The following is a 23,568-nucleotide window of genomic DNA, read 5'->3' as shown; positions in this document are numbered from 1 at the left end:
AGGCGAGAAAAAATTGAAGGGTTGACAATAGTTGTCAACCCTTCTGTTTTCATTCAGATAATTAAGACCAACAGAACCAAGATACTCAGCGACTTTCGAGGCAATCACTGCTGTTGGTCTCGAAGCGAAGCCTTCTTGAAGGAATCAGTCTGTTCTAATTCTTACGCTTTCTCAGCCAAGATGATTCGCAATGTGCGGCGTAGCGGCTCTGCTGCACCCCAAAGTAGCTGGTCACCAACAGTGAACGCGTTTAGGAAATCATCGCCCATTGCCATCTTACGTAGACGACCAACAGGGATAGACAGCGTGCCAGTCACTTTAGCTGGCGTCAGCTCTTGCGCTGTGATGTCACGATCGTTTGGAATCACTTTAACCCAATCATTATGAGTTGCGATGATCTCTTCAATCTCATCCATAGGTACATTCTGCTTTAGCTTGATAGTAAGCGCTTGAGAGTGACAACGCATCGCACCGATACGTACACATGTACCATCGATAGGAACCGGTGAATCTTGGAAACCAAGAATCTTGTTCGCTTCAACACCCGCTTTCCACTCTTCTTTGCTTTGACCATTGTCGCGCTTCACATCAATCCATGGGATCAATGAGCCTGCTAAAGGAACGCCAAACTTGTCTGTTGGGAACGAACCACTGCGCATGGTATCAGCAACTTTCTTGTCGATATCAAGGATGGAGCTCGATGGGTTAGCAAGTTCACTGCTAACTGAGTCATTGATGACACCCATTTGAGAAATAAGCTCACGCATGTTCTGTGCACCAGCACCCGAAGCCGCTTGATAAGTCATGGCACTCGTCCATTCAACCAAGCCTTTTTCGAACAGACCACCAAGACCCATTAGCATCAAGCTAACTGTACAGTTACCACCAACAAAGGTGTTAGTGCCAGCGTGAATGCCTTGCTGGATTTGCGCTAAGTTTACTGGATCAAGTGTGATGATAGAATCTTGCGCCATACGTAGAGTTGACGCAGCGTCAATCCAGTAGCCCTTCCAACCTGCTTGGCGAAGTGCTGGATATACTTGCTCCGTGTAGCTACCACCCTGACAGGTAATAACAGCATCAAGCTGCTTTAAGCTTTCAATATCAAATGCGTCTTGTAGCATTCCAGCATCTTTGCCTAGATTTGGAGCTGGGATGCCAATTTGAGATGTGCTGTAAAAAACTGGTTCAATAAGGTCAAAATCTTTCTCTTCAACCATACGTTGCATAAGTACAGAACCGACCATGCCGCGCCAACCAACTAAACCTACTCTCATTCTCAACTCTCCGTGTAATCAACTTAAATAATGGGATACCCCAATATTCAATTTTCGAAGCAAAATCTCAAGGGAAAATTGCATCAAATCTGTAACTTTTATCTACTCCCACTCCAAATAAGTGCAAAACCTACATTTTGCTCCCTTTTTGTTCGATTGTTATTTTCACAAACAAAACAAATGCTTCTTAAAACATAAGTGAAAAATACGTGCCACACCCTGATTACATTTCAAAACATTTCAACTCATGAAAATTAACGATTAACCATATATTTAACCACAAAAAATTACCATTACAGACTCAAATCACATTGAATGGACATTTTATCGAAATATTATTCTAACTGCGGTAAAGTGCCACTCGTAACAAAAAGGAGTTAACACTCGTAAAGCAGATAGTGCAGTGGCTTCTATTTGCTCTTGCTCACAACATTTATAAGAGGCTCTGTATGACGCAACTTACCCCACGTCTACCCAGCTTGATCCAGGTTATCGTCTCCCTTGGATTGTTCCTATTGATGGCATTTTCGTTCACTGCCCAATTGGATCTTCCTATCCAGCTTGCCCTATACATTGGCTGGTTCATTATCATGGTGCTCGGCATCCGTTTAGGACACCAGTACAAGGATCTTGAGAAAGCGGCGTTGGACGGCATCTCCAACGGCTTGGGAGCAGTACTCATTCTACTGGCAGTCGGTGCGCTTGTTGGCACTTGGATTTCAGGCGGTATCGTTCCTACCATCATCTACTATGGTCTGAAAGCAATTCACCCTTCAATTTTCCTTCTTGCAACGATGATCATCTGTTCACTGACGGCACTCGCAACGGGCACATCATGGGGTGCAGCCGGTACCGCGGGTATTGCAATGATGGGGATTGGTCAGGGACTTGGCGTTCCAGCACCGATCACCGCTGGTGCGGTACTTTCTGGCTGTTACTTTGGCGATAAGATGTCACCACTGTCTGATTCCGTGATCCTTGCCTCTTCGATGTCCAACGTAGAAGTCGTAGAACACATTAAAGGGATGCTACCAGTGGCTTTAATCAGCTACATCATTACTGGCATCATGTTCACGGCGTTTGGTTTCCACTACGCTGGCAACGTTGACATGACTCAGGTGCAATCTGTTATTCAGGCAATGGAAGAGCAGTTCTACATCACCCCTTACTCATTCGTTCCTGTCGTGATCGTTCTTGGTCTACTGGCGATGCGTATGCCTTCATTCCCAGTGATCAGCTTCGGCTCACTTCTCGGGATTATCTGGGCGGTGATGATTCAAGATGTTAACTTCCTTCAAGCATTCAACACTGCATGGGCACCTTTTGAAATCTCATCTGGCGTAACGTTCATTGACTCAATCCTAAACCGTGGTGGCATGTCATCAATGCTAGGTTCAGTTGCAGTCATTGTGTTTGGTCTAGGATTTGGTGGCTTACTCGATAAAGTGGGTGTACTAGAGACCATCGCAAAACTATTTGAACGTCGAGTGCAGAGCGCGGGTTCACTTGCGACAAGCACGATTGCTACCGCCTTTATGGGTAACGTTTTCGGTTCAGCGATGTATGTGTCACTGATCCTAACCCCTAAAATCTGTGCTAAGAACTATGACCGCCTAGGTTACAAGCGTAAAAACCTTTCTCGTAACGCAGAGTTTGGCGGTACCTTGACTTCGGGCATGGTGCCTTGGAGCGACAACGGTATCTACATGGCGAGCATCCTTGGTGTCGCTACACTCTCTTATGCGCCGTTCATGTGGTTAAGCTTTGTTTGTATCCTCGTCACCATTATTACGTCATATATGGGTTGGTTTGTTGATAAATGCGAACCAATTGAAGAAGCTGAATTGGCTTCCGAGGCTCAACAACCAGAGCAGTTGGCTAAGCAAACGGCTTAACCTCCTTTGACTACGAAAAAAGCGCCTAATCTAAGGCGCTTTTTTTGCATTTTCGTTCTTAGAAACTCATCTAAGCACTCTTCTTCACCGCACTTCGTTTACCAAGCAAGTAACCTAGGCCTAGAGGTGCGAAGAATATCGCGACGATAAACAGGACAAAATAGATAATGGTACTCTTAATCAGTTCCACCAGCTTGTCCATCGCGAGTGTCAGCACGTCTTGTGACACCTTATCGAGATCCTGAGTAAACTTCTCTCTCTCCGCACTGACGATCAAAGCAATCTCTGCACGCTCTCGAGCGACCATCTCCTCTAGCGCCTGACGTTCAAGACTCAATTGGTCGAGGCGTGCCGCGGTGCGAACATCGATATCATTAACCAGTGGCTGTAACTGAATCGCCATCTGTTTGGCAAGGTTCTCCATATACTCTGGATTGTTTTCTACAAAGTCCTGAAAAGATTCAGAAGTGGCCTGCAAACTTTGCAGCGTCGCCGTTAATTGCTCACCACTAATACTGCTGTTCATCGCGATCAGTTGCGCTTTCCAAGTCATTATCTTTGGCGTCTGCTCAGAGACAAGACTCAAGCGGTCCGACACATCACCCAGCGCTTCTGGCATTGTACCCAACGTCGAGACAGCTTCACTTTCACTGATTTGGTTTGCTTCTAACCAAGCACGATATGCGGGGGTTCTAATAAAACTTAAGTCTTCAAATGGGTGCTTAGCGGCAAACTCAGTCACAAATGTCTTAGTCGTGTTGTAGCTACTTCCCTTAAGCAAAGAGTGAGCTAAGTTATCGATTTCTTGAGATAACCTTTGCGAGACTTGCTTGGCATCGGATGTGACAAATAGCTCATTACCCGCACCAGAGTTAAAGAATTGATTCATCTGCTCCGTGAAGACCCAGCTATCGATCAGAGCTGCGGTTGGGCAGACTTGATACGCCGAACGTTGTAATCCTTCTTCGGCGTTGATCTTCCATAGCAAGACATAAGATTGGTTAACCTTGTCTTGAGGCTGATAATTGGCAGAGATAGTATCCGCCGCTTGTTCAACCTGAGAAAAAAACTGCTGTGTGTATTCACGAGTGAGCAGCCTCATATTAAGTTCTTGCTGCGTTAACGGCGTCGTTTGACTATCCAGTTTAACTTCTAGCAGGGAACAACCACTCAATGGCAATAACAGTAAAAACAACCAAATGACGGAAGAGCGACGCATTAACTAAACCTCAGATTGAGCGAATAAAAACAAGCTCGATAGTTTATCGATTGAAAGTCAGTATACCGTCAATTTCACTGATTATTATGCTCTTTTAGGAAAAGTCTGGCTTCTGAGATCGCTCTTTCCAGACGCCAAGTCAGCTCATCTAGTAAATCTGGCACCAGCGTAATATCGTCTTTGATCGCCACCTCTACTTTACCGGCTGCTTGACGTAGTTTGGTCGCGCCGAGATTGCCGCCCACCCCTTTGAGACTATGGGCTTTTCTTTGCGCTTCTTCAGGAGAATCTGTCAACAATAGCGTAATCTGCTCACCGTCTTTATGATGGTCCTCTATGAACACTTCCAACAACATGCATACCGATTCCATATCGTTGTTCAACGATTCAAGCATTTTTGCAAAGTTAATCTCAGGTTCATCTGATGCTTTGTTAAAGGTATTTTTTCTTACTGGCGTATCATCCGGAACCGCTTCGATGACAGTGGATGCTTCAATCTCTTGCTCTGACTCCTCTTCCTGCTGAGGCTCCGCCTGAAGAGTATGACGATAAGCAAGGGGGATCATCAGCAAGACCGCCAGCATAAAAATCAAAGTAAGCAATAACCCCAACCAAATATGCTTCATCAACAATTGATTGTAAGCAACTCTTTGAGTATCAATTTGAGCATACACATCGTGCGTCATCAGTTTATCAACAATGTACTGTCCTTGCGCGTAGCCCCCTAAAACCAACGAAATCTGGGCTAAGACTTGTTGCAAATCCTGCCGTGCATCCTTTGGTAACTGGGCAGACAACGAATAGATTTGGTCTAATTCTCGGTAGATTTTAGGACTCGATTTCCGGTCGCTGAAAATCGCTTCTAGGACATTGGCACTGATTCGGTAATAGAGCAGCGATAATTCGGGATCATTTGAATATCGTTCACGCTTTAGGCGAACCTGTTCAACAAGGGTCAGCAGATCTAAATTGTTATCCAAGTAGATCTGTGTCTGCTCAATAAATCGGTCGGTAGTAAACAGTAACTGATTGACATCTGGTAGGTACCAGCTTTCCTGATAATGCGCATCGATTTGTAATCGAAGAGCATAGATAAGCTGTAGATCGAGTGATTGCGAGTCCGCCATATGGACGCGATAAGGCGTATCAAACGAGAAAGTCTCTCGCAAGTCTTGAATACTGCTGCCGAGCTCATAGATTTGCTCTTTCGTCGCATTGGTCGAGCGATAACTGTTTGCGAGTACTGCAATGCAAGCGACCCACACACACAGTAACAACCACCCGATTTTAAGCGCCTTACCTTCCATGCTCCCGCCTAAATAGATTATTTCCCTTTAATACAAGAATATACACTATACAGAGGAAGTGGAGGACTAACTGACAAAATATTGCAGTCAGTCCAGTTCTTGTACCAATTATCTATTTCGAGTCAGTTGATCACGTAGATTTGGTGGTGTGCCTTTGATGGTTAGCGTGTCTGTTTCTGGATCGTAGAAAATGCGCTCACCAAGTAACAAACTGTCGAAGCTGACATTCAAACCACCACCAGCACCAACGTATTTGGTGAGTTTGCGCACGGCGGCACGGTCACCAGGAAAGCTCTCTTCCAACTGATATCCCTGCTCTTGTGTGTAATCCAAGAAACTGGTGCCATCTTGTGATGGAGGTAACTCGCCAGATAATTCTCTCACCTGAACTTCATCGCCAGATTTGATTTGCTCATTACAGTAATCTGCCACCTGTTTCTTGTAGCTGATCACTTCCTCTTTTTCGAGCTTCGAATCCGCACAGAAATCTTCGACCGCTTGCATCAATACTTGGTTTTGCACTTTGGCGTCTAGACCCACTTCTGCTTGCAGAAAATCGAGGAAGAAATCCGCAACCTTACGTCCAACGCGTCCTTTGATGTAAGCGAGGTAACGGTTGGAATCTTTGTCCGTCTCGAAGCTGGTCAAATCGATTCGTGCGGCAATATCCATTTTTGATAAATCAAGATAATCTGTTGCGCTGATGTCCAAACCTTCAGTGACCTTCAAACTCTGGTTAGAAGGAATAATCGCCACAAACAGGTAGTCAGTAGCCAGTGACTGATATTCAGCAATAACCAAAATGCCTTCATCAGCAAATGGGTATTTAGATAGCTCATCCTTCAGACGGTTGGCACTGAGCTGAGAGAAATCATAAAAATTTTGATTTCCTTGACGTAATTCTTGCAACCAGACCTGAAAATCGCTGTCTGATTTAAAGCTGCCGAAGCCTTTGCCTGCTTTTGAATTGAACACTCGATGCAGTTCAGCTACTAGATTTTCGGTAGAAGAATCGTTAGCGAGAGACTCGGTTCGAAAGTTAACAACCAGTTCATCGGCATCGTTTTTTTGCAGTTGATGAAGAATAACGTTTGAAAGATGAAGACTCATGATGAAATTTATCGCTGCGTAGGTTTCAGTTGCGTGGCATTGTAGGTTATCATAAGCCGCTTTACTATCATCATAAGAGTCTTTATGCCGATTACATCTAAATACAGCGACGAACAAGTTGAACGAATCCTAACGGAGATCGCCGCAGTACTTGAAAAACATTCTGCTGGCCCAGAGCTTGCATTAATGATTGCGGGTAATATCGCTACCAATGTCTTAAATCACGATATTGCTGCTTCACAACGCAAAACAATTGCTGAAAAATTCGCAGAAGCGCTTGTTTCTTCTGTAGAAACGAAAAAACACTAAGAACAATAACGGATAATAGAACACTTACATGGTTGATAACGGAAATACATACGGCGAACGCGTATCGCGGTTAGTGGGTTGGGGGCACTGGTTTGCCTTTTTCAACATCATCGCAGCAATGCTGATCGGAACCCGTTATATCACTCAATCTCCGTGGCCTGAAACACTACTAGGGCAATTCTACCTAGCAGTATCGTGGGTTGGTCACTTTGGTTTCCTTGTATTTGCCTTATACCTACTTGTTCTATTTCCGCTGACCTTTATCATTCCGTCACGTAAGCTGTTCCGCTTACTGGCGGTCTGTTTTGCGACCGTCGGATTAACTGTGCTACTGGTCGACACGCAAGCCTATCAAACCATCAATTTGCACTTGACCCCTGTGGTATGGGAAGTGCTATTTAGCGACGAAGGCTCAACGCTAACCGTAGACTTGCAGCACTTATTTATCGTCCTGCCACTGATATTCTTATTGCAGCTTGCCTTATCTGAATGGGTGTGGCGCAAGCAACGTAAGTTGTCGCACAAACATGTTGGCCGTCCGATCGCGGCACTGTTTTTTGTCAGCTTTATCTCAAGCCATCTGATTTATGTCTGGGCTGACGCGTATTTTTATAACCCAATCACAGCTCAGCGCGCGAACTTCCCTCTCTCCTACCCTATGACGGCGAAGTCATTCATGGAAAGACACGGACTGCTTGACCGCGAAGAGTATTTATTGCGCTTAGAACAAAGCCAAGACAGCAACGAACTAGTACGCTACCCACTGGAAAAAATTGAGTTTGACCGTCGTGCAAACCCACTTAACGTTTTGGTTGTTAGCGTCAATAACCTACGTTCCGACGTACTGACGCAAGAAACCATGCCTGCGGCTTATCAGTTCGCACAACAGAACCAGAACTTTACCAACCATTACAGCTCAAGTAATGACTCATTTGGTACCTTCGGCCTGTTCTATGGATTACCTAGCAGCTACTCAAGCAGCATTAAGGCACAAGGCTCTAAGCCCATCCTTATAGACACTCTTATCGAAAAGCAGTATCAATTCGGTCTGTTTAGCGGCGATAACTTTGATGAACCTCTTTACGGTGAAACGGTTTTCCGCGGCATGAACTTCACTGGTATTGCTTTTAACGACACCCAATCACCAGACTCACTAGCGATTCAAGCTTGGGCTGATTGGGCAAAACAACAAGGCAATAAACCTTGGTTTAGTTACATTGAACTGACGACCGTCGATAACTTTAACGCATACGACAGCGGTGAAGCACAGTCAGCAGCAAACAAATTGATTGCTGGCTATAAAAAATCGGTGGCAACGGCTGATCTAGAGATCGCTCAACTGCTCAAAGAAATCAATACGCTTGAGCTGAGTGATTCAACCGTGATCATCATTACCTCTAACCACGCTACAGAGTTTAACGAGACGAAAACCAATAGCTGGGGTTCAAACTCAAACTACAGTCGTTACCAGTTACAGGTTCCAATGATCATTCACTGGCCAGGTAAAGTTGCCGCTGAATATCAACATAGAACAAGCCACCTTGATATGTCGGTCACTCTGCTTCAAGACTTACTCGGTGTATCGTCGAATCCAAGTGATTTCAGCAGTGGTCGTAATCTGTTTGACGAGCGCAAGCGTAGATGGATCTTGGCAGGTGATTCGCGCGATTTAGCCTTAATTACCACCAAAGACACCACGGTTATAGATAAGTTTGGTAACTACAAACTTTATGACGAGAATTACCAACGTCTAAAAGATGAGAACCCAACTTTGCCGGTTCTGATGCAAGGCTTGACTGAATTGCAGCGTTTTTACGCAAAAAGCAACTAAATCATAGCGTTATAGGATTGACCCACAGCTTAATTAAGATTAGATTAAGGGCATCGGACTGTAGCGCAGCTTGGTAGCGCACCGTCATGGGGTGTCGGGGGTCGGAGGTTCAAATCCTCTCAGTCCGACCATACACCTAAAAAAAGAGAGCTTCGGCTCTCTTTTTTGTTGCCTTAACGCAACCAAAAGTATAAAAAACACTCGCTTAAACACCTTTTTACTTTCAACCGCTCAATATTAAAGCAAACAATAAAATTAGGGGTTTACAAGATTTGTGAACCTCTATATTATTCGCTTCAACAACGGAGAGATGGCTGAGTGGTTGAAAGCACCGGTCTTGAAAACCGGCATACGTTAATAGCGTATCTAGGGTTCAAATCCCTATCTCTCCGCCACATTCAAAACCCTAGTCGAAAGACTGGGGTTTTCTCGTTTTTAGGGACTCGTAATCACCTAGCTGATTGCCCCACTCTACCCTCAGAAAAATTCTTAACGTCTAATTTTCATCGTCTCGATCTGTCTTGTTTCTTACTTCTCTAAAGTCACCTGAGATCCGCTGTTTTACGCCTTTTGCCATAAACAACAAGTAACCGTGTGATTACAGTTCATAGCTAAACATATTGATTTGATGAATGCTCCTTTTTGATATTCATTAAGCCAAGCATATGAGCCTGATTGGTCGATAGATTTCAATCGCTCCTATACAAATATATGCGACTCGGAAGGCTTGTTATTTTAGCGTTCATCATTCCATTTGAACCAACTTGCGCGCTTAGACCGAGTAGCCAGAAAACTATGTGCTTAAAGTGAGGTGTTCATGACAGCATATGCGAAGGGACGAGGCTTAATCCATAAGGGAGATAAAACCACAACTGGCGGTGTTGTTACCCAAGGTGTTGGTTCTGTCATGCTTGTTGGCGAAGGAGTCACTCAAGTCGGTATGATTGCAACATGCCGAAAATGTAAAAAAGGTTGGGGACATATAGTTGCCATAGAAAAGTGGGATGTCTTTGTAGCTAATGTTCAAGTTGCTCTAGATAAAGATGTAGTAATGTGTGATTGCGTCGCTGGCAGCAACACCGTTATTTCCTCTGCTGGTGCGATGAGATTTACTAAACTAGACGGGAAGATTCACGGCTTTAAACCTCACACCAGTAGAGCGGAAATGGAATCCGCTTATCAAACTATGGCAGATTCTATTGCGGGACGTTGCGCTGATATACCAACATCTAGCACTGAACAACAGAACTTTGGAGTAAATGATGAACCAATTCCCTCGTCACATGCTACAACGACAGAGAATCGCAAATACCAGCTCAATCCGAATAACGCTTATTGGCCGCCTTATAACCCTTTAGCCAAAAATGGTGGAAAAACACTTAATGTTGAGTATGTTAACCCTATGGAAAGCATTGCTTGGATGTCCCCTGAGGAAGCCCATGAGTTTTTAAAGAACTTATATGAGGACATAGGCTACAAACAGACTCTAAGCAACATGAAAGACTATGGTCTTGGTTTAGGTAAAGGAACATATGACGCTGTAGAAACTGCAAGGGGCTTAGGCAGTTTAGGTGTTCAAGCCTACACAAAAACGATCAACGGACAAGATTGGATTATCATTAAGAACTATCGAAAACACCTTAAAACTCTTGAACGTGGGCATAAATGGAAAGCCAATAATCCAAGGATCATTCAATTAGGCTTAGGTTTAAATGATTTAAAAGGTGCAGTTCGTTTTGTACGCTTTAATGTCGGTCTGGAAATTGCCGTATCAATCGGTATCAATGCTGTGGATTATGCCTTACGAGACGAAGCTACATTAGCGGGGTTTGTTGGTAGTTCCGCAGGAGACATCGTCAAAGGCATCTTGTCCATATCGGCTGGAGCCACAGTTACAGCAGCTTTTGCTGCACCAGTCGCAACAATAATGGGGACCACATTATTTTTTGTTGGTGCATCTTTTTTCTTTGGACAAGCCTTAAATATTGTAGATAAAGAGATAGGGTTCTCAGAGTATTTAGTAGATAAAGCAAAAGGACTATACGAGTGATCATAGTTAGAATTATTACTTCACTAATTTTATTTTCTTTGGGTTTTTGGATTACTAAAATAAATATATCACCATTATTCTCTAATAGCCTTCTTATTACGACCTCTGGACCAATCAACATTTGGGCAGGAATTGCTTGTTTTATGTGGGGCGGATATGGTTTAATTTATTATATATTTTATAGCTACAAAAGAAATCATCCCATATTTGATTTCAATAAAGTTACGATAATTATTGGAACAATAATATCTCCTTTGTTAGCGATGATTATTATTTACAATATAAATATCAACATCATTGGTTATACAGAATGCAAAAACTTAAGAGAGTTATCAAGCCGTTATTCGAGTAGAACTTATGCCAAATCAATAGAGCTTTGCCAACAAGAACAGTAATGTAAATCCTTACTTTCTTGTCATTCTTATTCTATTCCTTATTGTCAGCATCGGTTTATCTGTCATTGGCTCAATTTATTCTTTTAACTCTTAAATCTGCCTTTCATATGCATCTTCGTATGAATCTGGTTCTATTTTTTATTGTTTTATTTAATCTATTAGCTTGCCTGCTAACATCTTTATTGTTTCTATCTGCAAGTGCTATTTTTAATTTTGCTAATGACTTAAAAGGTGCGGCTCGTTATGTGCGTTTTAACGTTGGCTTAGAGGTTGGCGTATCTTTAGGTATCAATGCCGTAGATTATACATTAAGAGATGAAGCAACATCAGCCGAGTTTGTCGGCAATTCGGCAGCCGATATGATAAAAGGGATTACCGCTTTAGGGGCTGTTGTATTGTTTACTGCGGCAGTACCAATATCCATTGGTATTGTTGGTTCAGGTATATTTTTTGCCACGGCATCATTTTTTATAGGACAAGGCCTTAATCATATAGACAAAGAACGTGAATTCACAAAATCACTAAAAGATTTAATTAAAGAGAAACTTAATGAACAATTTAAGAATTATATTATTTAGCATTTTGTCCATAGCAAGTGGCATTGTTTCTTTTTATAACTTCAATATCATTAATGACCATGTAATAGAAATACCAAGTGTTATAAACATATACTCTGCATATACTGTTTTCCTTATTAGCACCTACATTGTTATATATACAGTAAAGGAACAATTTAAATTAAATTGGAATATAGGTGAGATTAATAAAATAATATTCATCATTGCACTACTAATATCTCCCACATTATCCATTGGGACTATTTTAAAAACAAATAGCATTGTCCATAATTATGTGGAATGTAAGAATCTACGAGAAATATCCAGCCGATATTCAAGCAGAACTTATGCGAAGTCAGCCGAGCTCTGCCAAAAGAGTGATTTGTAAAATCACACTAAATAGACATCCAAACAACAGCCACCTACTGAAGTCGATGGCTTAGAATCGCAAATCACCGTTCTATAGTTGATTGATGTTTTCATACTGACCTTGGACGTAACTACCTAGATGGGTGGAAAACAGTCCTGATTCAATCAAATCCAGCACCTTGTTTTTTAGCTCTTTGGGATAGATGCGTAAGTCAGCTAACTCGGGAATCGGAACCCATTCTACGGACTGAATATACCTTTCATCATTAAGACCACGCAGGTTTCCTGTATGCGGAACGCCAAGGTAGCTGTCGATAAGATAGAAAAACTCTGCATGATAACGATTGGTGTGTGTCTCTAAAAACTCCCTGACGCAGATAAGCTCTCCGACCTCGACCTCTATTCCTGCCTCTTCTTTAAACTCTCGCACCACACAGGCCTTGGAGCTCTGGTCACAAGCTTCCATTCCCCCACCTGGCGGAATCCAATATTCACCACTAAAGTCTTTCACTTTTAGCAGCAACATTGCACCATCTTTTATCAATAGCCCTGCCGCTCGGATGCGATGCTCCATGAGTGCTCCTTATTAACGTCCATAAGTGTTTATCGCCGCACGAATCAGTTGCATGTGGATTGGAACCAATTCTTGATGCTCACTTCGATAGCCGCCCCCAACCACACAAGCGATGGGGATCTGCTTCTGTTTCGCTAACTCAAACATAAACTGATCACGAGCGTAGATCGCTTCACTCGTTACATTTAAATAGCCTAGCTCATCATCCTGATGAATATCGACACCTGCGTCATAAAGAATGACATCAGGTTGATGAAGATTGATCGCCATCTCAACAACGGAAGTAAATGCCGTAAGAAATTCTTTATCATCAGCGTCTCTTGGCAGGGCAACATCTAAATCCGAATCGGGCTTACGCGCGGGAAAATTCTTATCACAATGAAAAGAGAGGGTAATAATCCGCGTATCTCCATCGCATAAGGTCGCTGTACCGTCTCCGTGGTGCACATCACTATCAACGATTAAAACCTTATCGACACCTTCTATATCTAGGCCTTGCTTGGCGGCAAGCACGAGATCATTAATTAGGCAGAAGCCACTGCCAAAATCGTAATGCGCATGATGATAGCCGCCGCTGAGATGAATCGCGACCCCATTATCGTATGCCTGTCGAACGGTTTCACAGGTTCCACCAGCGGACATTAAAGTCCGATTTATCAACTGCTCACTCCAAGGAAAACCAATTCGGCGCATCTTAGTAACGCCAAGCGTCCCCGATATCAATGAATCAATGTAGTCGGGGCAGTGGCACTGACTGACTTGCTGCTGCGATAATGGCTGAGGCTCAACATAGTGCAAACTTCGGTGCCATTGAGGATCTTTCCCTCTTTGTTCTTCAATGGCTTCAAACAATAAACGGTACTTGTTGATAGGGTAACGATGCCCAGCCGGTAAAGGCAATTGTGAATAGAGCGAGTGATAAATCAGAGGGATCATATTGGTTCAATTTGAGCAAGGATTACGGCTCATGTTATCAGTTGGTTATTTGGTTGCAAGGCTACTCATCGACTTCAGTGGTCAGAGAGTTGCTCAATTCTCCCCTAACCTTTCACGTACAAAAAACAGCCATTTCATGAAACTGTTTCATGAGCTCAATCTAAACTGCTCATCACCTCATCCTTTGATAGATTCAGTCTTTTTATCACCAGATCTGTGTGATTTTTCTCACGCTACTGCATTTTCAAATCCTCAATACTAGCCTCATGAAAACGGTTTCTAACAGGATGTGAGGAAAAAGCGTGGCAACGATAAAGGATGTATCTGAATATGCAGGCGTATCAAAAGCCACCGTATCACGTGTTATTAACGGTACCAGCAGAGTCAGTCCGGATAAAAAAAGTAAAGTCGAGCAAGCTATCGAAGTGTTGGGCTATCGTCCGAATGCCATCGCTCAAGCTTTAGCGTCAAGTAAGACTGGCAGTATTGGAATCATTGTCCCTGAACTGGGCGGCCCATTCTACTCTGGCATTTTACATAGCATCGAAGGCCAGTTACGCCGCTTAGGTTACCATGCGGTCGTCACCGCAGGTTCAAACTCTGAGCAAGGTGAACGGGAGTCCGTTGAGTTTCTGTTAGAGCGCAAAGTTGATGCAATGATCCTCCATCCACAACACCTTTCTGATGACTACCTAATCAAATTAGTCTCTCAGGGGGTGGCCTTGGTTGTCGTTAACCGTTTAATCGCTGAAATCGCACAAAACTGTATAGAGATAGACAACACGTTAGGTGGAAGACTCGCCACTGAATATCTGTTGCGAATGGGACATCGCAATATCGCATGTATTACCGGACCTCTGAATAAATCCGATGCCCGGGGGCGTCTGCAAGGTTATCGTCAAGCGTTAGAAAACGCCGATATTTTGTTTGATGAAGCATTGGTATCAGAGGCCGGTTTTACTGAGCAATCCGGCGCTCACGCGATGGAAGCGCTGCTCGCCACAAAGCGTTCTTTTACTGCCGTGTTTGCCTGCAACGATCACATGGCGTTTGGCGCATTTGAAACATTAAAGGAGCGAGGCATCAAGGTGCCCGAGCAGATTTCGTTGATAGGATTCGATGACATCTTGTTTGCTCGATACGTCACACCACCTCTGACAACCATTAACTTCCCTATCGAGGAGATGAGTACTCAGGCCGTTCTACTGACGATTCAGATCCTCAACAGAAATAAACGAGATGTGAGCTTCAAGCTGTCACCAAGGTTAGTGCAGCGTAGCTCGGTCAAACTACTCGACAATAATAAAGTCATTTAAGGACAATACGATGAAACTAAAAACCCTGACGCTTGCTACTGTCACAGCACTTGGAATGGCTGCAACAGTTAACGCTGCGGATTCTGAAATCCGATTTGACGGTTTCCCCGATTTTGATAGCAGCCTGAAAGTTCTGCTTCCTGATTTTGAAAAAGAGACGGGAATTAAAGTCGATTACCTGATGAACAATCATGGCGATCATCACACCAAGCTCACAACAAACTTAGCAACAGGGTCAGGCGCAGGTGACGTTATTGTCGTTGATGTAGAGAAAATCGGACCATTTGTTGCTTCAGGCGGCCTAGTTAATTTGTCAGAAAACTATGGTGCAGACAAATATCAAGAGCGCTTCGCCCCCTACGCTTGGGCTCAAGGCAAAGGCGCTGACGGGGATGTCTATGGTATGCCCGTCGACCTTGGCCCTGGCGTAATGTACTACCGCAGCGATGTGTTTGAGAAAGCAGGCATAGACGTAAACCAAGCGATTAAAGATTGGGATACTTACATTAAAGCCGGTGAGACACTCAAAGCGCAAGGCGTGTATCTTATCGCATCTGCCGCCGATGTCGCTCAAGCGATTATCTTTACTACCGTTCCCGAAGGTGAAGGGCTTTACTTTGACGCAGACGGCAATCCAGTCGTCACATCACCGCGATTTGTTCACGCGTTTGAAGTCGCAAAAGAAATTCGAGATAAAGGCTTGGATGCACGTGTTCTTGCTTGGTCAAACGAATGGTATGAGGGCTTTCGTAACGGTACGTTCGCCACTCAACTTTCTGGGGCTTGGTTACTCGGACATTTGAACAATTGGATTGCACCAGAAACCGCCGGGAAATGGGGTGTATCCAACCTTCCTGATGGTATCTATGGCAGCTGGGGTGGTTCGTTCCTATCGATCCCTACCCAATCCAAGCACCAAGATGAAGCGTGGAAGTTAATTGAATACATGACCACTCGTCGTGATATCCAGCTTAAACACTTCGAAACCATCGCGGCCTTCCCTGCCAACACCACCACATATGATGATGAGCTTTTCCAGCAAGAAGTCCCCTTCCTTGGTGGTCAGAAAGCACGCCTGTTATTTGCTGAAGTCGCCAAAAACATCAAGCCTGTGGCACCAGCCAAAGGAGACCATGTCGCACGCTCTATAATTTTAGAGAATGCGCTTATGGAAGTGCTTGATGAGGGTAAAGATATCCAAACGGCACTCAAAGAAGCAGAACGCATGATTAAACGTCGTACGCGTAAACTTTAATCCATAGCTCACAGACAAGGAAGGCGACCTCGCCTTCCTGACTCGAGGTCAACACTATGAACCAAGCAGCTAGCAAGGTTGTTGAAACACCACAGGGTAAGTCTTTTTTTTCTCGCTTGAGTTTGAAACCGCTTACACCGTATGGATTCTTGCTACCTTTTCTGATCATTTTCTCAGTCTTTGGGGTTTTTCCTCTGCTGTTTTCCATCTACCTATCCTTCCACGAATGGAACCCCGTAGAAGGACTTGGGGCCATGGATTATGTCGGGCTTGAGAACTATCACATTGCGCTTACCGATCCCTGGCTATGGCGCTCTCTGAAAAACACGCTCTGGCTGGCGATTACCTCTGGAGTCGCGCAACATTTGGTTGCTCTGCCTGTGGCTTACATTTTGGTCTCATTGGGCGACAAATTTCGTCATTGGTTAACCTCTGCTTATTTTTTGCCGTTTATCACTTCTACGGTCGCCGCGTCACTTATCTTTTTCAATATGTACTCACCTAACGCCGGTATTATTAACCAGACCTTAATCGCGCTCGCTGACAGTTCTCTGTTTGGTTGGGCTTTCTCTTGGGTCAATGATTTTCAGCCTATACGTTGGTTAGATGATGCCACCATGGTCAAACCGTCTATCGCGATTATGGTGTTTTGGAAGTACACGGGGTTCAATATCGTGCTTTACACCACGGGCTTAATGACGATTCCCAAAGACATTCTCGAAGCAGCAAGAATGGATGGAGCCAACGCATGGCGCCGATTCTGGAGTATTTCGCTACCCATGATTCGTCCATTTATTTTCTTCGCGGTCACCATGACCATCATTGGCAACCTCCAGTTGTTCGAAGAACCCTTCGTGCTAACACGCGGCACAGGTGGCACAGGCCAATCGGGTTTAACGATTTCGATGTATCTCTACAAGGTCGGTTGGGAGTGGTTAGAAATGGGCACGGCTTCTGCAATCTCGTGGCTGCTGTTTATTTTGATTGCTGGCTGTACTGCCATCCAGTTTTTCTTCTTCGGTAAAAAAGGTCTGGGGGAGCAATAACATGAGCCATCAAAACACACCGATTCCACGCTGGCGTCCAAGCACGCGTACTCTCGATATCTTAACCAAGGTGTTGATGATCTTGCTGGCGGTGATTTTAATTGTTTCCGCCATCATGACGGTTTTCCCATTCCTTTGGTCGGCACTGCTGTCCACTCGGGATAGAACCGAAATTTTCGGCTTGGGGATCAGCTTTGCGATTGGGGACAGTCTAGCCATCAACTACGCTAAGCTTCTTGAAATCATGCCTTTCTGGCAGGCGATGTTTAACTCTATCTATATCGCCTTTTTGGGTACCACTATTTCGTTGCTGTTTTGCAGTATGGGAGGCTATGCCTTCGCGGTATACCAGTTTAAAGGCAAAAACCTGCTGTTCGGTATGCTGGTAGGTTCAATGATGATTCCCCCAGTATTGAGCCTGATTCCATATTTTATGATCGTTAAGTTTCTTGGCTTACTCGATAACTCACTGGCGGTTTGGCTTCCTTTTACCACCACTCCTTTTGGCATATTTTTGATGCGACAACACGTCGTGGCATCCGTACCGAAAGAACTGCTCGAAGCTGCCAAACTTGACGGTGCTGGAGAGTTCAGAACCTATTGGAGTGTTGTCTTACCCCTGATGAAGCCCGCGCTGGCAACCCTTGCTATCGTCCAGTTCGTGTTCTTCTGGAACATGTTCATGCAACCCTTGGTGGTCTTAACCACTCCTGAGAATTATGTGATTACACAAGCTCTAAGAAGCGTTCAGGGGATTCCAAATACGCCTTGGGGAGCGGTAATGCTCGGCACCACGATTTCGATACTACCACTGGTTATCACTTACTTATTTGCCTCAAGGCAGATGATAAGTGGTCTGACGTCAGGCGCAGTTAAAGGCTAAAAAGGTAAAAATTACAATGAATAAACTCCTACTCCCTACCGATTCTAAATTACGTCATCCTGATTTCCTTTTCGGTGTGGCGACTTCCTCATATCAAATTGAAGGTGGAGCGCAACTCGGTGGTCGAACCGCCTCAATTTGGGATACCTTTTGCAATCAACCTGGTGCGGTAGACAACGCAGATAATGGGGATATCGCCTGTGACCACTTCCACTTGTGGCAACAAGATATTGAAATGATCGAAGGACTTGGTGTGGATGCTTACCGACTCTCTCTGGCTTGGCCAAGAATCATTCCTCACGATGGTCAGGTTAACCAACAAGGTCTGCAATTTTACGAAAGAATTATTGATGAATGCCACGCCCGTGGACTCAAAGTGTTTGTTACGCTGTATCACTGGGATCTCCCTCAATACCTTGAAGATAAAGGGGGGTGGCTTAACCGAGAGACTGCTTATAGGTTTGAATACTATGCCAAAGTGGTGAGTGAATACTTCGGTGACAAAATCGATTCGTATGCCACTCTAAACGAACCTTTCTGCTCCGCGTATCTTGGCTATCGTTGGGGTATCCATGCTCCAGGCATTAAAGGTGAAAGAGAAGGCTTCCTTGCCGCCCACCATCTGATGTTGGCACATGGTTTAGCTATTCCTCATATGCGCAAGAACGCGCCAAACTCGATGCATGGCTGCGTATTCAATGCGACGCCTGCTTATCCGCTCAACGACACGGATATCGGTGCTGCTGAGTATAGTGATGCTGAAGGTTTCCACTGGTTCATGGATCCCGTTTTGAAGGGGGAATATCCACAACGAGTCGTTGAGCGCCAGTCACACAACATGCCGATGATACTCGAAGGCGATTTAGACATCATTCGTACCGAACTCGACTTTATTGGTATTAATTTCTACACCCGCTGCGTGGTTCGTTATGATGAACACGGTGATATAAAAGAGGTTCCACAACCAAGCAGCGAACACACTTTTATTGGTTGGGAAATCTACCCTCAAGCACTGACCGACCTGTTACTAAGACTCAATGATCGTTACAGCAATCTTCCTCCACTCTATATCACAGAAAATGGCGCTGCTGGCGAAGATCACTGTGTCAACGGTGCAATCCACGACAGCCAACGTGTGATGTATTTCCAAACCCATTTGGAGGCACTTGATAAGGCGATCAAAGCGGGTGTTAACGTCAGCGGTTATTTCGCTTGGAGCTTGATGGATAACTTTGAGTGGGCGTTTGGCTACAAACAGCGTTTCGGCATTGTTCATGTCGACTATGAAACCCAACAGCGCACGCTCAAACAGAGTGCCATCGCCTATCGCAATATGTTGCTGGCGCGTAGAGAGGAGAACCAGTAATGGCCAAGGTTGAGTTCAAAAACATTAAGAAATCTTATGACAATGTTGAAGTCGTCAAACACTTCGACTTTACCGTCAATGATGGAGAGTTTGTCGTTTTCCTCGGTCCATCAGGTTGTGGCAAGTCTACAACGCTGAGAATGCTCGCAGGTTTAGAAAGTATCACCTCTGGAGAGATCTACGTCGGTGACAAGCTGATGAATAAAATCGATGCCAAAGACCGCGACTTAGCCATGGTGTTCCAAAGCTATGCCCTCTATCCGCATATGACTGTTTATGAAAACATCGCTTTTGCACTCAAACTTAAAGGTATGACAAAGCAACAGATAGATAGCGAAGTACGCAAAGCGGCTAAGATGCTTGAACTTGAGCCCCTACTCGATCGTAAACCGAAAGAACTTTCTGGTGGCCAGCGTCAACGCGTGGCGATGGGTAGAGCGATGGTTCGTACGCCGAAAGTCTTTCTCTTTGATGAACCATTATCAAACCTAGACGCTAAACTGCGTGGCACGATGCGTGAAGAGATTAAACAGCTCCACCGCGAATTAAAAACCACCACCATCTACGTCACCCATGACCAAATTGAAGCAATGACACTGGCCGATCGCATCGTCATTCTAAAGGATGGCTATGTGGCTCAAGTTGGAACACCCACCGACGTATTCCAAAGACCGGCGAATAAATTCGTCGCCCAATTTATCGGCAATCCATCAATGAATATGCTGGATGCAAACCTGATTGAGGATAAGGAAGAGTGGCATATCGAACTGGGAGATCTGCGCATTCCTTTACCGCAGCGCTTCCATGCCCATGCCTCTAAAAATCTTGCTCTTCACTTTGGTATTCGCCCGACCGACATCCACTTACGAGCAGAGCAAGTTGCCCATCAGCGAGTGCTACCAATTCCAGTGAAAATAAAAGATAAAGAACTGTTGGGTGCAAGCATTCTGCTCAAAACGGAAATTGCCGGACAGCCATTAATGGTGGAAACCCAAGCGACGGAAGTCGATGTCGATCAGTTAACCCTCTATCTCGATTTAGACGCTATTCATCTTTTCGATGCGTTGAGTGAAAACTCCCTCGCCACGTTCTAACCCCCAGCGTAGAGCTCTCATTTCTATTGCAGTCATGTTGAGCTCTCGCTTCCTCTTTTCTATATTCAAAGCCTAGCTTGCACAGTTACACCTGTTAATGAAAACAACCAGAAAACAAAAAACGCCATCTATTTATGATGTGGCTAAACAGGCCGAGGTCTCGCCTGCTACTGTATCTCGCTTTCTCAATCGTACTACCTATGTCTCTGACGCTAAGAGTTCAAAAATTGAGCAAGCGATTAGAGCATTGGGCTACAAGCCAAACTACAGTATGAATCAAGGCCGCAATACTCGGTCAATGACCATTGGCGTCCTAGTACAAAATCCTGAAAGCCCTCACACCAGTCGCTTTCTTAACGACATGGAAAAAGTCCTCAACGAGCAGGGCTACTCCTTAGTGATCGCTACAGGGCATTGGAAGAACAAACTTGAATCTCATGCCCTTGAATATCTTGAGCGAAGCAATGTGGACGGTATCATCGTCGTGACAGGAACGCTGACAGACAAGCAAATACTCGACTACTCCGAAACTATGCCTGTGGTCGCGTTTGGCTATGACGTGATTGGTAAGCGCGTTCGCAGTATTAACATCGACAACGTACTGGGCGGGTATATGGCGACACTTCATCTGCTTCAGCAAGGTCATCTGAATATTGCCCACATCAAGGGGCTATTAAATCAGCCTGATGCAGTCGCACGATTTGTTGGCTACAAAAAAGCACTCCAAGAAGCGGGAATAAAAGTGCAGTCAAAGCTGATAAAACAGGGCGATTTTAGTAGCGAAACCGGATACAAAATGACCAAGGAACTGATCGAATCAAATAACCACTTTAGCGCGATATTTGCTGCCAATGACCAAACCGCGTATGGAGCAATCAAAGCTCTGCACGACCACGGCTTACGCGTTCCTGAAGATGTTTCCGTTGTGGGATTTGATGATCTCCCAACCTCCTACTACTTTACGCCTGCGCTGACGACCTTACGTCAACCAGTGGAGGAAATTGGTGTTGTCTGCGCAGAGTCGATTCTGAATCTATTGAATGGCAACAAGCACGAGGTGCGTTTACCACCGATGGAGCTGATCGTCCGCCAGTCAACAAAATCGATTTACCGCTAAGGCTAGCTGCGTGTGAGCGCATAGGTTATGCAACGACTATCGATGCATTCCGCTTTAGTTATGGTCGTCAATCGAGGAATCAGTCGCTCGTTGCTTAAGGGTATGATAGAGGGAAGCGACGCGGTTGGCCAAATCAAGGGGAAGCACAGAGTCTTCCTCACCAGCCATGTTACTTGAATGCAACAGCCCAGCCTGCTGAACCAGTAACTGCGCATGACTAAGATCGATAAAGTCAGCAATCCGGCGAAGCTCAGCTTCAGGTTGCTGACAGAGCTTATCAAAATCGACAAAGCAGATTCTGTCAGACTCAATGGCAACAAGGTGTCGATAGCAAGCACACCAGTATTCATACCAATACACGATATCTTCAGCACACCTTGACGTCGAGTGTTCCACCCAATGTTCGAAGTTCACTGGTTTAAGATTATCGCCAAAGTCAAAGTGCCCTACACCTGCCATATAGAGTTTTGAAAACTCATCTTGCTGATGGATGGTGAGAAAGTTTAAATGCTGGCGCAGTAAAGATTGGCAGTGTGCTGTTGGCGATCTGAATGGGATCAACACTTTAGCATCTGGCAACATCTGCAATAGAAACTCAACTCGGGCAATATTGAGGTTGTTTTTTGATAAGTAGCGTAGATCCCTATCACGACCTGAAGACGAACTAATTAACTTGCGCTGATGACGGATAAAAAAATCATCAAAACGACTTTTTGCGTGATCAGGCCAAACCGCTATCTGTTGACCATGATACTGCTCCTGCCAAAATGTCATCCACAATATTTCTTCAAAGGCTTCAGGACTATCCAGACCGACCAGCATGCCATCTCCGTGAGCTCTTTCTACTTCAGAAGCCTTACTCATAAACCGCTGAGCAAACCTTCTCCACAGCAAAGGAACAAGTACAAATGGCATATCTCGATAGGTGTGGGTAGCAAATTTGCCAGTATTAAAGCAGAGATCCATCAACAAGGTAGTGCCTGCTCGAGGCAACGCCGTAATAAAAACTGGCTGTGAGGATTGTGGGCTCACCGTTCGAAGCAAAAATCTATCTTCAATCTTAGCGAGGGCAAGCTGAATATCTCGAGTTGCAAACGCAAACAAGTGCAGCACTTTTTCGACAGAAGAATACCGAACTTCAAACCCTTTCCCTACTTTAGTCACATGGCTTTTTGAGCGCTGTTTCACCACTATCCAAACTAAGATACCGACTAGGGTCGAAACGATCAGAAAAGGGACAGACAACAGCTGCTGTGTCACCTGAGCAACCACAACCAACTCTGCTTTCTCGAGGATATACAGAGCAATTGCAGGCAGCAGGAATGCAACCATCAAACCTGCTAAAAATTGAACGAGTTTGACCAATAACTTTAGCGTTATTGACTGTATTTGAGATTCTTTCTGTTCATCGTCTAATGAAACATCACCAAATACGACCAGTACAGATAGTGCGGTTGTCCCGATCTGCCGGGCTCTTTTCGGTAAGTGCAAGACAAAAAACAGCACCAAAAAAAGGGCTAAAAATAGCCCTGAACAGAGATAGGCTAGTTGTTCATCACTCATTATCTATGCTCTTTTGTGCCTTCCTGCGCTTCCATGCTCTTTTAGCCGGATACCAAACAAACCCTACCAGAGCAAGAATGACAATCAGCACCAAAGCGA

Annotated in this window: 20 protein-coding genes and 2 tRNA genes; 15 read left to right on the top strand and 7 right to left on the bottom strand. The window is 44.6% G+C overall.

Annotation, left to right across the window (positions count from 1 at the left end; translation table 11 throughout):
- Positions 1-161 precede the first annotated feature (161 nt).
- The gene (gene asd, locus ACQEXP_RS03865; protein ID WP_269376092.1) at positions 162-1,277 is read right to left on the bottom strand and encodes an aspartate-semialdehyde dehydrogenase; all 1,116 of its coding nucleotides are present in this window, start codon (positions 1,275-1,277) and stop codon (positions 162-164) included.
- A gap of 449 nt (positions 1,278-1,726) precedes the next feature.
- On the opposite strand from asd, the gene nhaC reads away from it, so the two are divergent.
- A complete protein-coding gene (gene nhaC / locus ACQEXP_RS03860) occupies positions 1,727-3,172 on the top strand; it encodes a Na+/H+ antiporter NhaC (protein ID WP_269376093.1) in 1,446 nt (481 codons plus the stop codon).
- Positions 3,173-3,242: 70 nt separating this feature from the next.
- On the opposite strand, the gene ACQEXP_RS03855 is transcribed toward nhaC, so the two are convergent.
- The 3 genes from ACQEXP_RS03855 to yejK all read right to left on the bottom strand — a co-directional run bounded on the left by ACQEXP_RS03855 (position 3,243) and on the right by yejK (position 6,808).
- A complete protein-coding gene (locus tag ACQEXP_RS03855) occupies positions 3,243-4,391 on the bottom strand; it encodes a chemotaxis protein (protein WP_426968336.1) in 1,149 nt (382 codons plus the stop codon).
- A gap of 74 nt (positions 4,392-4,465) precedes the next feature.
- The gene (locus ACQEXP_RS03850) at positions 4,466-5,698 is read right to left on the bottom strand and encodes an Hpt domain-containing protein (protein ID WP_426968334.1); all 1,233 of its coding nucleotides are present in this window, start codon (positions 5,696-5,698) and stop codon (positions 4,466-4,468) included.
- A gap of 108 nt (positions 5,699-5,806) precedes the next feature.
- Positions 5,807-6,808: a nucleoid-associated protein YejK gene (yejK, locus tag ACQEXP_RS03845; RefSeq protein ID WP_138973578.1), complete on the bottom strand. Its 1,002-nt coding sequence runs from the start codon at positions 6,806-6,808 to the stop codon at positions 5,807-5,809.
- Between the two features lie 84 nt (positions 6,809-6,892).
- On the opposite strand from yejK, the gene ACQEXP_RS03840 reads away from it, so the two are divergent.
- The 7 genes from ACQEXP_RS03840 (at position 6,893) to ACQEXP_RS03810 (ending at position 11,971) form a co-directional block, all read left to right on the top strand.
- A complete protein-coding gene (locus ACQEXP_RS03840) occupies positions 6,893-7,117 on the top strand; it encodes a YejL family protein (protein ID WP_269376096.1) in 225 nt (74 codons plus the stop codon).
- Between the two features lie 28 nt (positions 7,118-7,145).
- Positions 7,146-8,948, top strand: a complete 1,803-nt coding sequence (locus ACQEXP_RS03835) for a DUF3413 domain-containing protein (protein WP_426968332.1) — start codon at positions 7,146-7,148, stop codon at positions 8,946-8,948.
- Between the two features lie 54 nt (positions 8,949-9,002).
- A tRNA-Pro gene (locus tag ACQEXP_RS03830) sits at positions 9,003-9,079 on the top strand.
- A 173-nt stretch (positions 9,080-9,252) separates the two neighbouring features.
- A tRNA-Ser gene (locus ACQEXP_RS03825) sits at positions 9,253-9,343 on the top strand.
- A gap of 422 nt (positions 9,344-9,765) precedes the next feature.
- Entirely contained in the window at positions 9,766-10,998 is a 1,233-nt protein-coding gene (locus ACQEXP_RS03820) for a PAAR domain-containing protein (protein ID WP_426968330.1), read from the top strand.
- On the top strand, positions 10,995-11,393 hold the full coding sequence (locus ACQEXP_RS03815) for a hypothetical protein (protein ID WP_426968328.1): 399 nt from the start codon (positions 10,995-10,997) through the stop codon (positions 11,391-11,393). Before ACQEXP_RS03820 ends, ACQEXP_RS03815 begins: the two co-directional genes overlap by 4 nt.
- 119 nt (positions 11,394-11,512) lie before the next feature.
- Positions 11,513-11,971 carry a hypothetical protein gene (locus tag ACQEXP_RS03810; RefSeq protein ID WP_426968326.1) on the top strand — a complete coding sequence of 153 codons (459 nt, stop codon included), beginning with the start codon at positions 11,513-11,515 and terminating at the stop codon, positions 11,969-11,971.
- A 439-nt stretch (positions 11,972-12,410) separates the two neighbouring features.
- Here the strand turns inward: ACQEXP_RS03810 and ACQEXP_RS03805 are convergent, their stop codons facing one another.
- Complete coding sequence (locus ACQEXP_RS03805) at positions 12,411-12,893, bottom strand: NUDIX domain-containing protein (protein WP_269376098.1); 483 nt, start codon at positions 12,891-12,893, stop codon at positions 12,411-12,413.
- A 12-nt stretch (positions 12,894-12,905) separates the two neighbouring features.
- Positions 12,906-13,829 carry a histone deacetylase family protein gene (locus ACQEXP_RS03800; protein WP_426968324.1) on the bottom strand — a complete coding sequence of 308 codons (924 nt, stop codon included), beginning with the start codon at positions 13,827-13,829 and terminating at the stop codon, positions 12,906-12,908.
- Positions 13,830-14,131: 302 nt separating this feature from the next.
- On the opposite strand from ACQEXP_RS03800, the gene ACQEXP_RS03795 reads away from it, so the two are divergent.
- The 7 genes from ACQEXP_RS03795 to ACQEXP_RS03765 all read left to right on the top strand — a co-directional run bounded on the left by ACQEXP_RS03795 (position 14,132) and on the right by ACQEXP_RS03765 (position 21,906).
- Positions 14,132-15,145: a LacI family DNA-binding transcriptional regulator gene (locus tag ACQEXP_RS03795; protein WP_426968322.1), complete on the top strand. Its 1,014-nt coding sequence runs from the start codon at positions 14,132-14,134 to the stop codon at positions 15,143-15,145.
- A 10-nt stretch (positions 15,146-15,155) separates the two neighbouring features.
- Positions 15,156-16,400 carry an ABC transporter substrate-binding protein gene (locus ACQEXP_RS03790; RefSeq protein ID WP_426968320.1) on the top strand — a complete coding sequence of 415 codons (1,245 nt, stop codon included), beginning with the start codon at positions 15,156-15,158 and terminating at the stop codon, positions 16,398-16,400.
- 56 nt (positions 16,401-16,456) lie between these two features.
- Positions 16,457-17,446, top strand: a complete 990-nt coding sequence (locus ACQEXP_RS03785; RefSeq protein WP_426968319.1) for a carbohydrate ABC transporter permease — start codon at positions 16,457-16,459, stop codon at positions 17,444-17,446.
- A gap of 1 nt (position 17,447) precedes the next feature.
- Complete coding sequence (locus tag ACQEXP_RS03780) at positions 17,448-18,329, top strand: carbohydrate ABC transporter permease (protein ID WP_426968317.1); 882 nt, start codon at positions 17,448-17,450, stop codon at positions 18,327-18,329.
- 16 nt (positions 18,330-18,345) lie between these two features.
- A complete protein-coding gene (locus ACQEXP_RS03775; RefSeq protein ID WP_426968315.1) occupies positions 18,346-19,695 on the top strand; it encodes a GH1 family beta-glucosidase in 1,350 nt (449 codons plus the stop codon).
- Positions 19,695-20,789 (top strand): ABC transporter ATP-binding protein, encoded by a 1,095-nt coding sequence (locus tag ACQEXP_RS03770; RefSeq protein ID WP_426968314.1) that lies wholly within the window; start codon positions 19,695-19,697, stop codon positions 20,787-20,789. Before ACQEXP_RS03775 ends, ACQEXP_RS03770 begins: the two co-directional genes overlap by 1 nt.
- A gap of 97 nt (positions 20,790-20,886) precedes the next feature.
- Positions 20,887-21,906, top strand: coding sequence for a LacI family DNA-binding transcriptional regulator (locus tag ACQEXP_RS03765; RefSeq protein WP_426968312.1), 1,020 nt, complete (start codon positions 20,887-20,889; stop codon positions 21,904-21,906).
- Between the two features lie 54 nt (positions 21,907-21,960).
- Here ACQEXP_RS03765 and ACQEXP_RS03760 read toward each other — a convergent pair whose 3' ends face one another.
- Positions 21,961-23,469 (bottom strand): sulfotransferase, encoded by a 1,509-nt coding sequence (locus tag ACQEXP_RS03760; RefSeq protein WP_426968310.1) that lies wholly within the window; start codon positions 23,467-23,469, stop codon positions 21,961-21,963.
- Positions 23,470-23,568 lie beyond the last annotated feature (99 nt).

The organism is Vibrio sp. TRT 1302 (assembly GCF_050113875.1).
In the GTDB taxonomy this organism is placed as follows: Bacteria; Pseudomonadota; Gammaproteobacteria; order Enterobacterales; family Vibrionaceae; genus Vibrio.
The sequence above is the reverse complement of the archived record's forward strand: the minus strand, read 5'-3'. Positions and strand labels throughout refer to the sequence as shown.

Excerpts from the sequence above, each read along its gene's own strand:
- asd (WP_269376092.1), bottom strand. The coding sequence starts at position 1,277 with ATGAGAGTAGGTTTAGTTGGTTGGCGCGGCATGGTCGGTTCTGTACTT.
- nhaC (WP_269376093.1), top strand. The coding sequence starts at position 1,727 with ATGACGCAACTTACCCCACGTCTACCCAGCTTGATCCAGGTTATCGTC.
- ACQEXP_RS03855 (WP_426968336.1), bottom strand. The coding sequence starts at position 4,391 with ATGCGTCGCTCTTCCGTCATTTGGTTGTTTTTACTGTTATTGCCATTG.
- ACQEXP_RS03850 (WP_426968334.1), bottom strand. The coding sequence starts at position 5,698 with ATGGAAGGTAAGGCGCTTAAAATCGGGTGGTTGTTACTGTGTGTGTGG.
- yejK (WP_138973578.1), bottom strand. The coding sequence starts at position 6,808 with ATGAGTCTTCATCTTTCAAACGTTATTCTTCATCAACTGCAAAAAAAC.
- ACQEXP_RS03840 (WP_269376096.1), top strand. The coding sequence starts at position 6,893 with ATGCCGATTACATCTAAATACAGCGACGAACAAGTTGAACGAATCCTA.
- ACQEXP_RS03835 (WP_426968332.1), top strand. The coding sequence starts at position 7,146 with ATGGTTGATAACGGAAATACATACGGCGAACGCGTATCGCGGTTAGTG.
- ACQEXP_RS03820 (WP_426968330.1), top strand. The coding sequence starts at position 9,766 with ATGACAGCATATGCGAAGGGACGAGGCTTAATCCATAAGGGAGATAAA.
- ACQEXP_RS03810 (WP_426968326.1), top strand. The coding sequence starts at position 11,513 with ATGAATCTGGTTCTATTTTTTATTGTTTTATTTAATCTATTAGCTTGC.
- ACQEXP_RS03805 (WP_269376098.1), bottom strand. The coding sequence starts at position 12,893 with ATGGAGCATCGCATCCGAGCGGCAGGGCTATTGATAAAAGATGGTGCA.
- ACQEXP_RS03800 (WP_426968324.1), bottom strand. The coding sequence starts at position 13,829 with ATGATCCCTCTGATTTATCACTCGCTCTATTCACAATTGCCTTTACCG.
- ACQEXP_RS03790 (WP_426968320.1), top strand. The coding sequence starts at position 15,156 with ATGAAACTAAAAACCCTGACGCTTGCTACTGTCACAGCACTTGGAATG.
- ACQEXP_RS03785 (WP_426968319.1), top strand. The coding sequence starts at position 16,457 with ATGAACCAAGCAGCTAGCAAGGTTGTTGAAACACCACAGGGTAAGTCT.
- ACQEXP_RS03780 (WP_426968317.1), top strand. The coding sequence starts at position 17,448 with ATGAGCCATCAAAACACACCGATTCCACGCTGGCGTCCAAGCACGCGT.
- ACQEXP_RS03775 (WP_426968315.1), top strand. The coding sequence starts at position 18,346 with ATGAATAAACTCCTACTCCCTACCGATTCTAAATTACGTCATCCTGAT.
- ACQEXP_RS03770 (WP_426968314.1), top strand. The coding sequence starts at position 19,695 with ATGGCCAAGGTTGAGTTCAAAAACATTAAGAAATCTTATGACAATGTT.
- ACQEXP_RS03765 (WP_426968312.1), top strand. The coding sequence starts at position 20,887 with ATGAAAACAACCAGAAAACAAAAAACGCCATCTATTTATGATGTGGCT.
- ACQEXP_RS03760 (WP_426968310.1), bottom strand. The coding sequence starts at position 23,469 with ATGAGTGATGAACAACTAGCCTATCTCTGTTCAGGGCTATTTTTAGCC.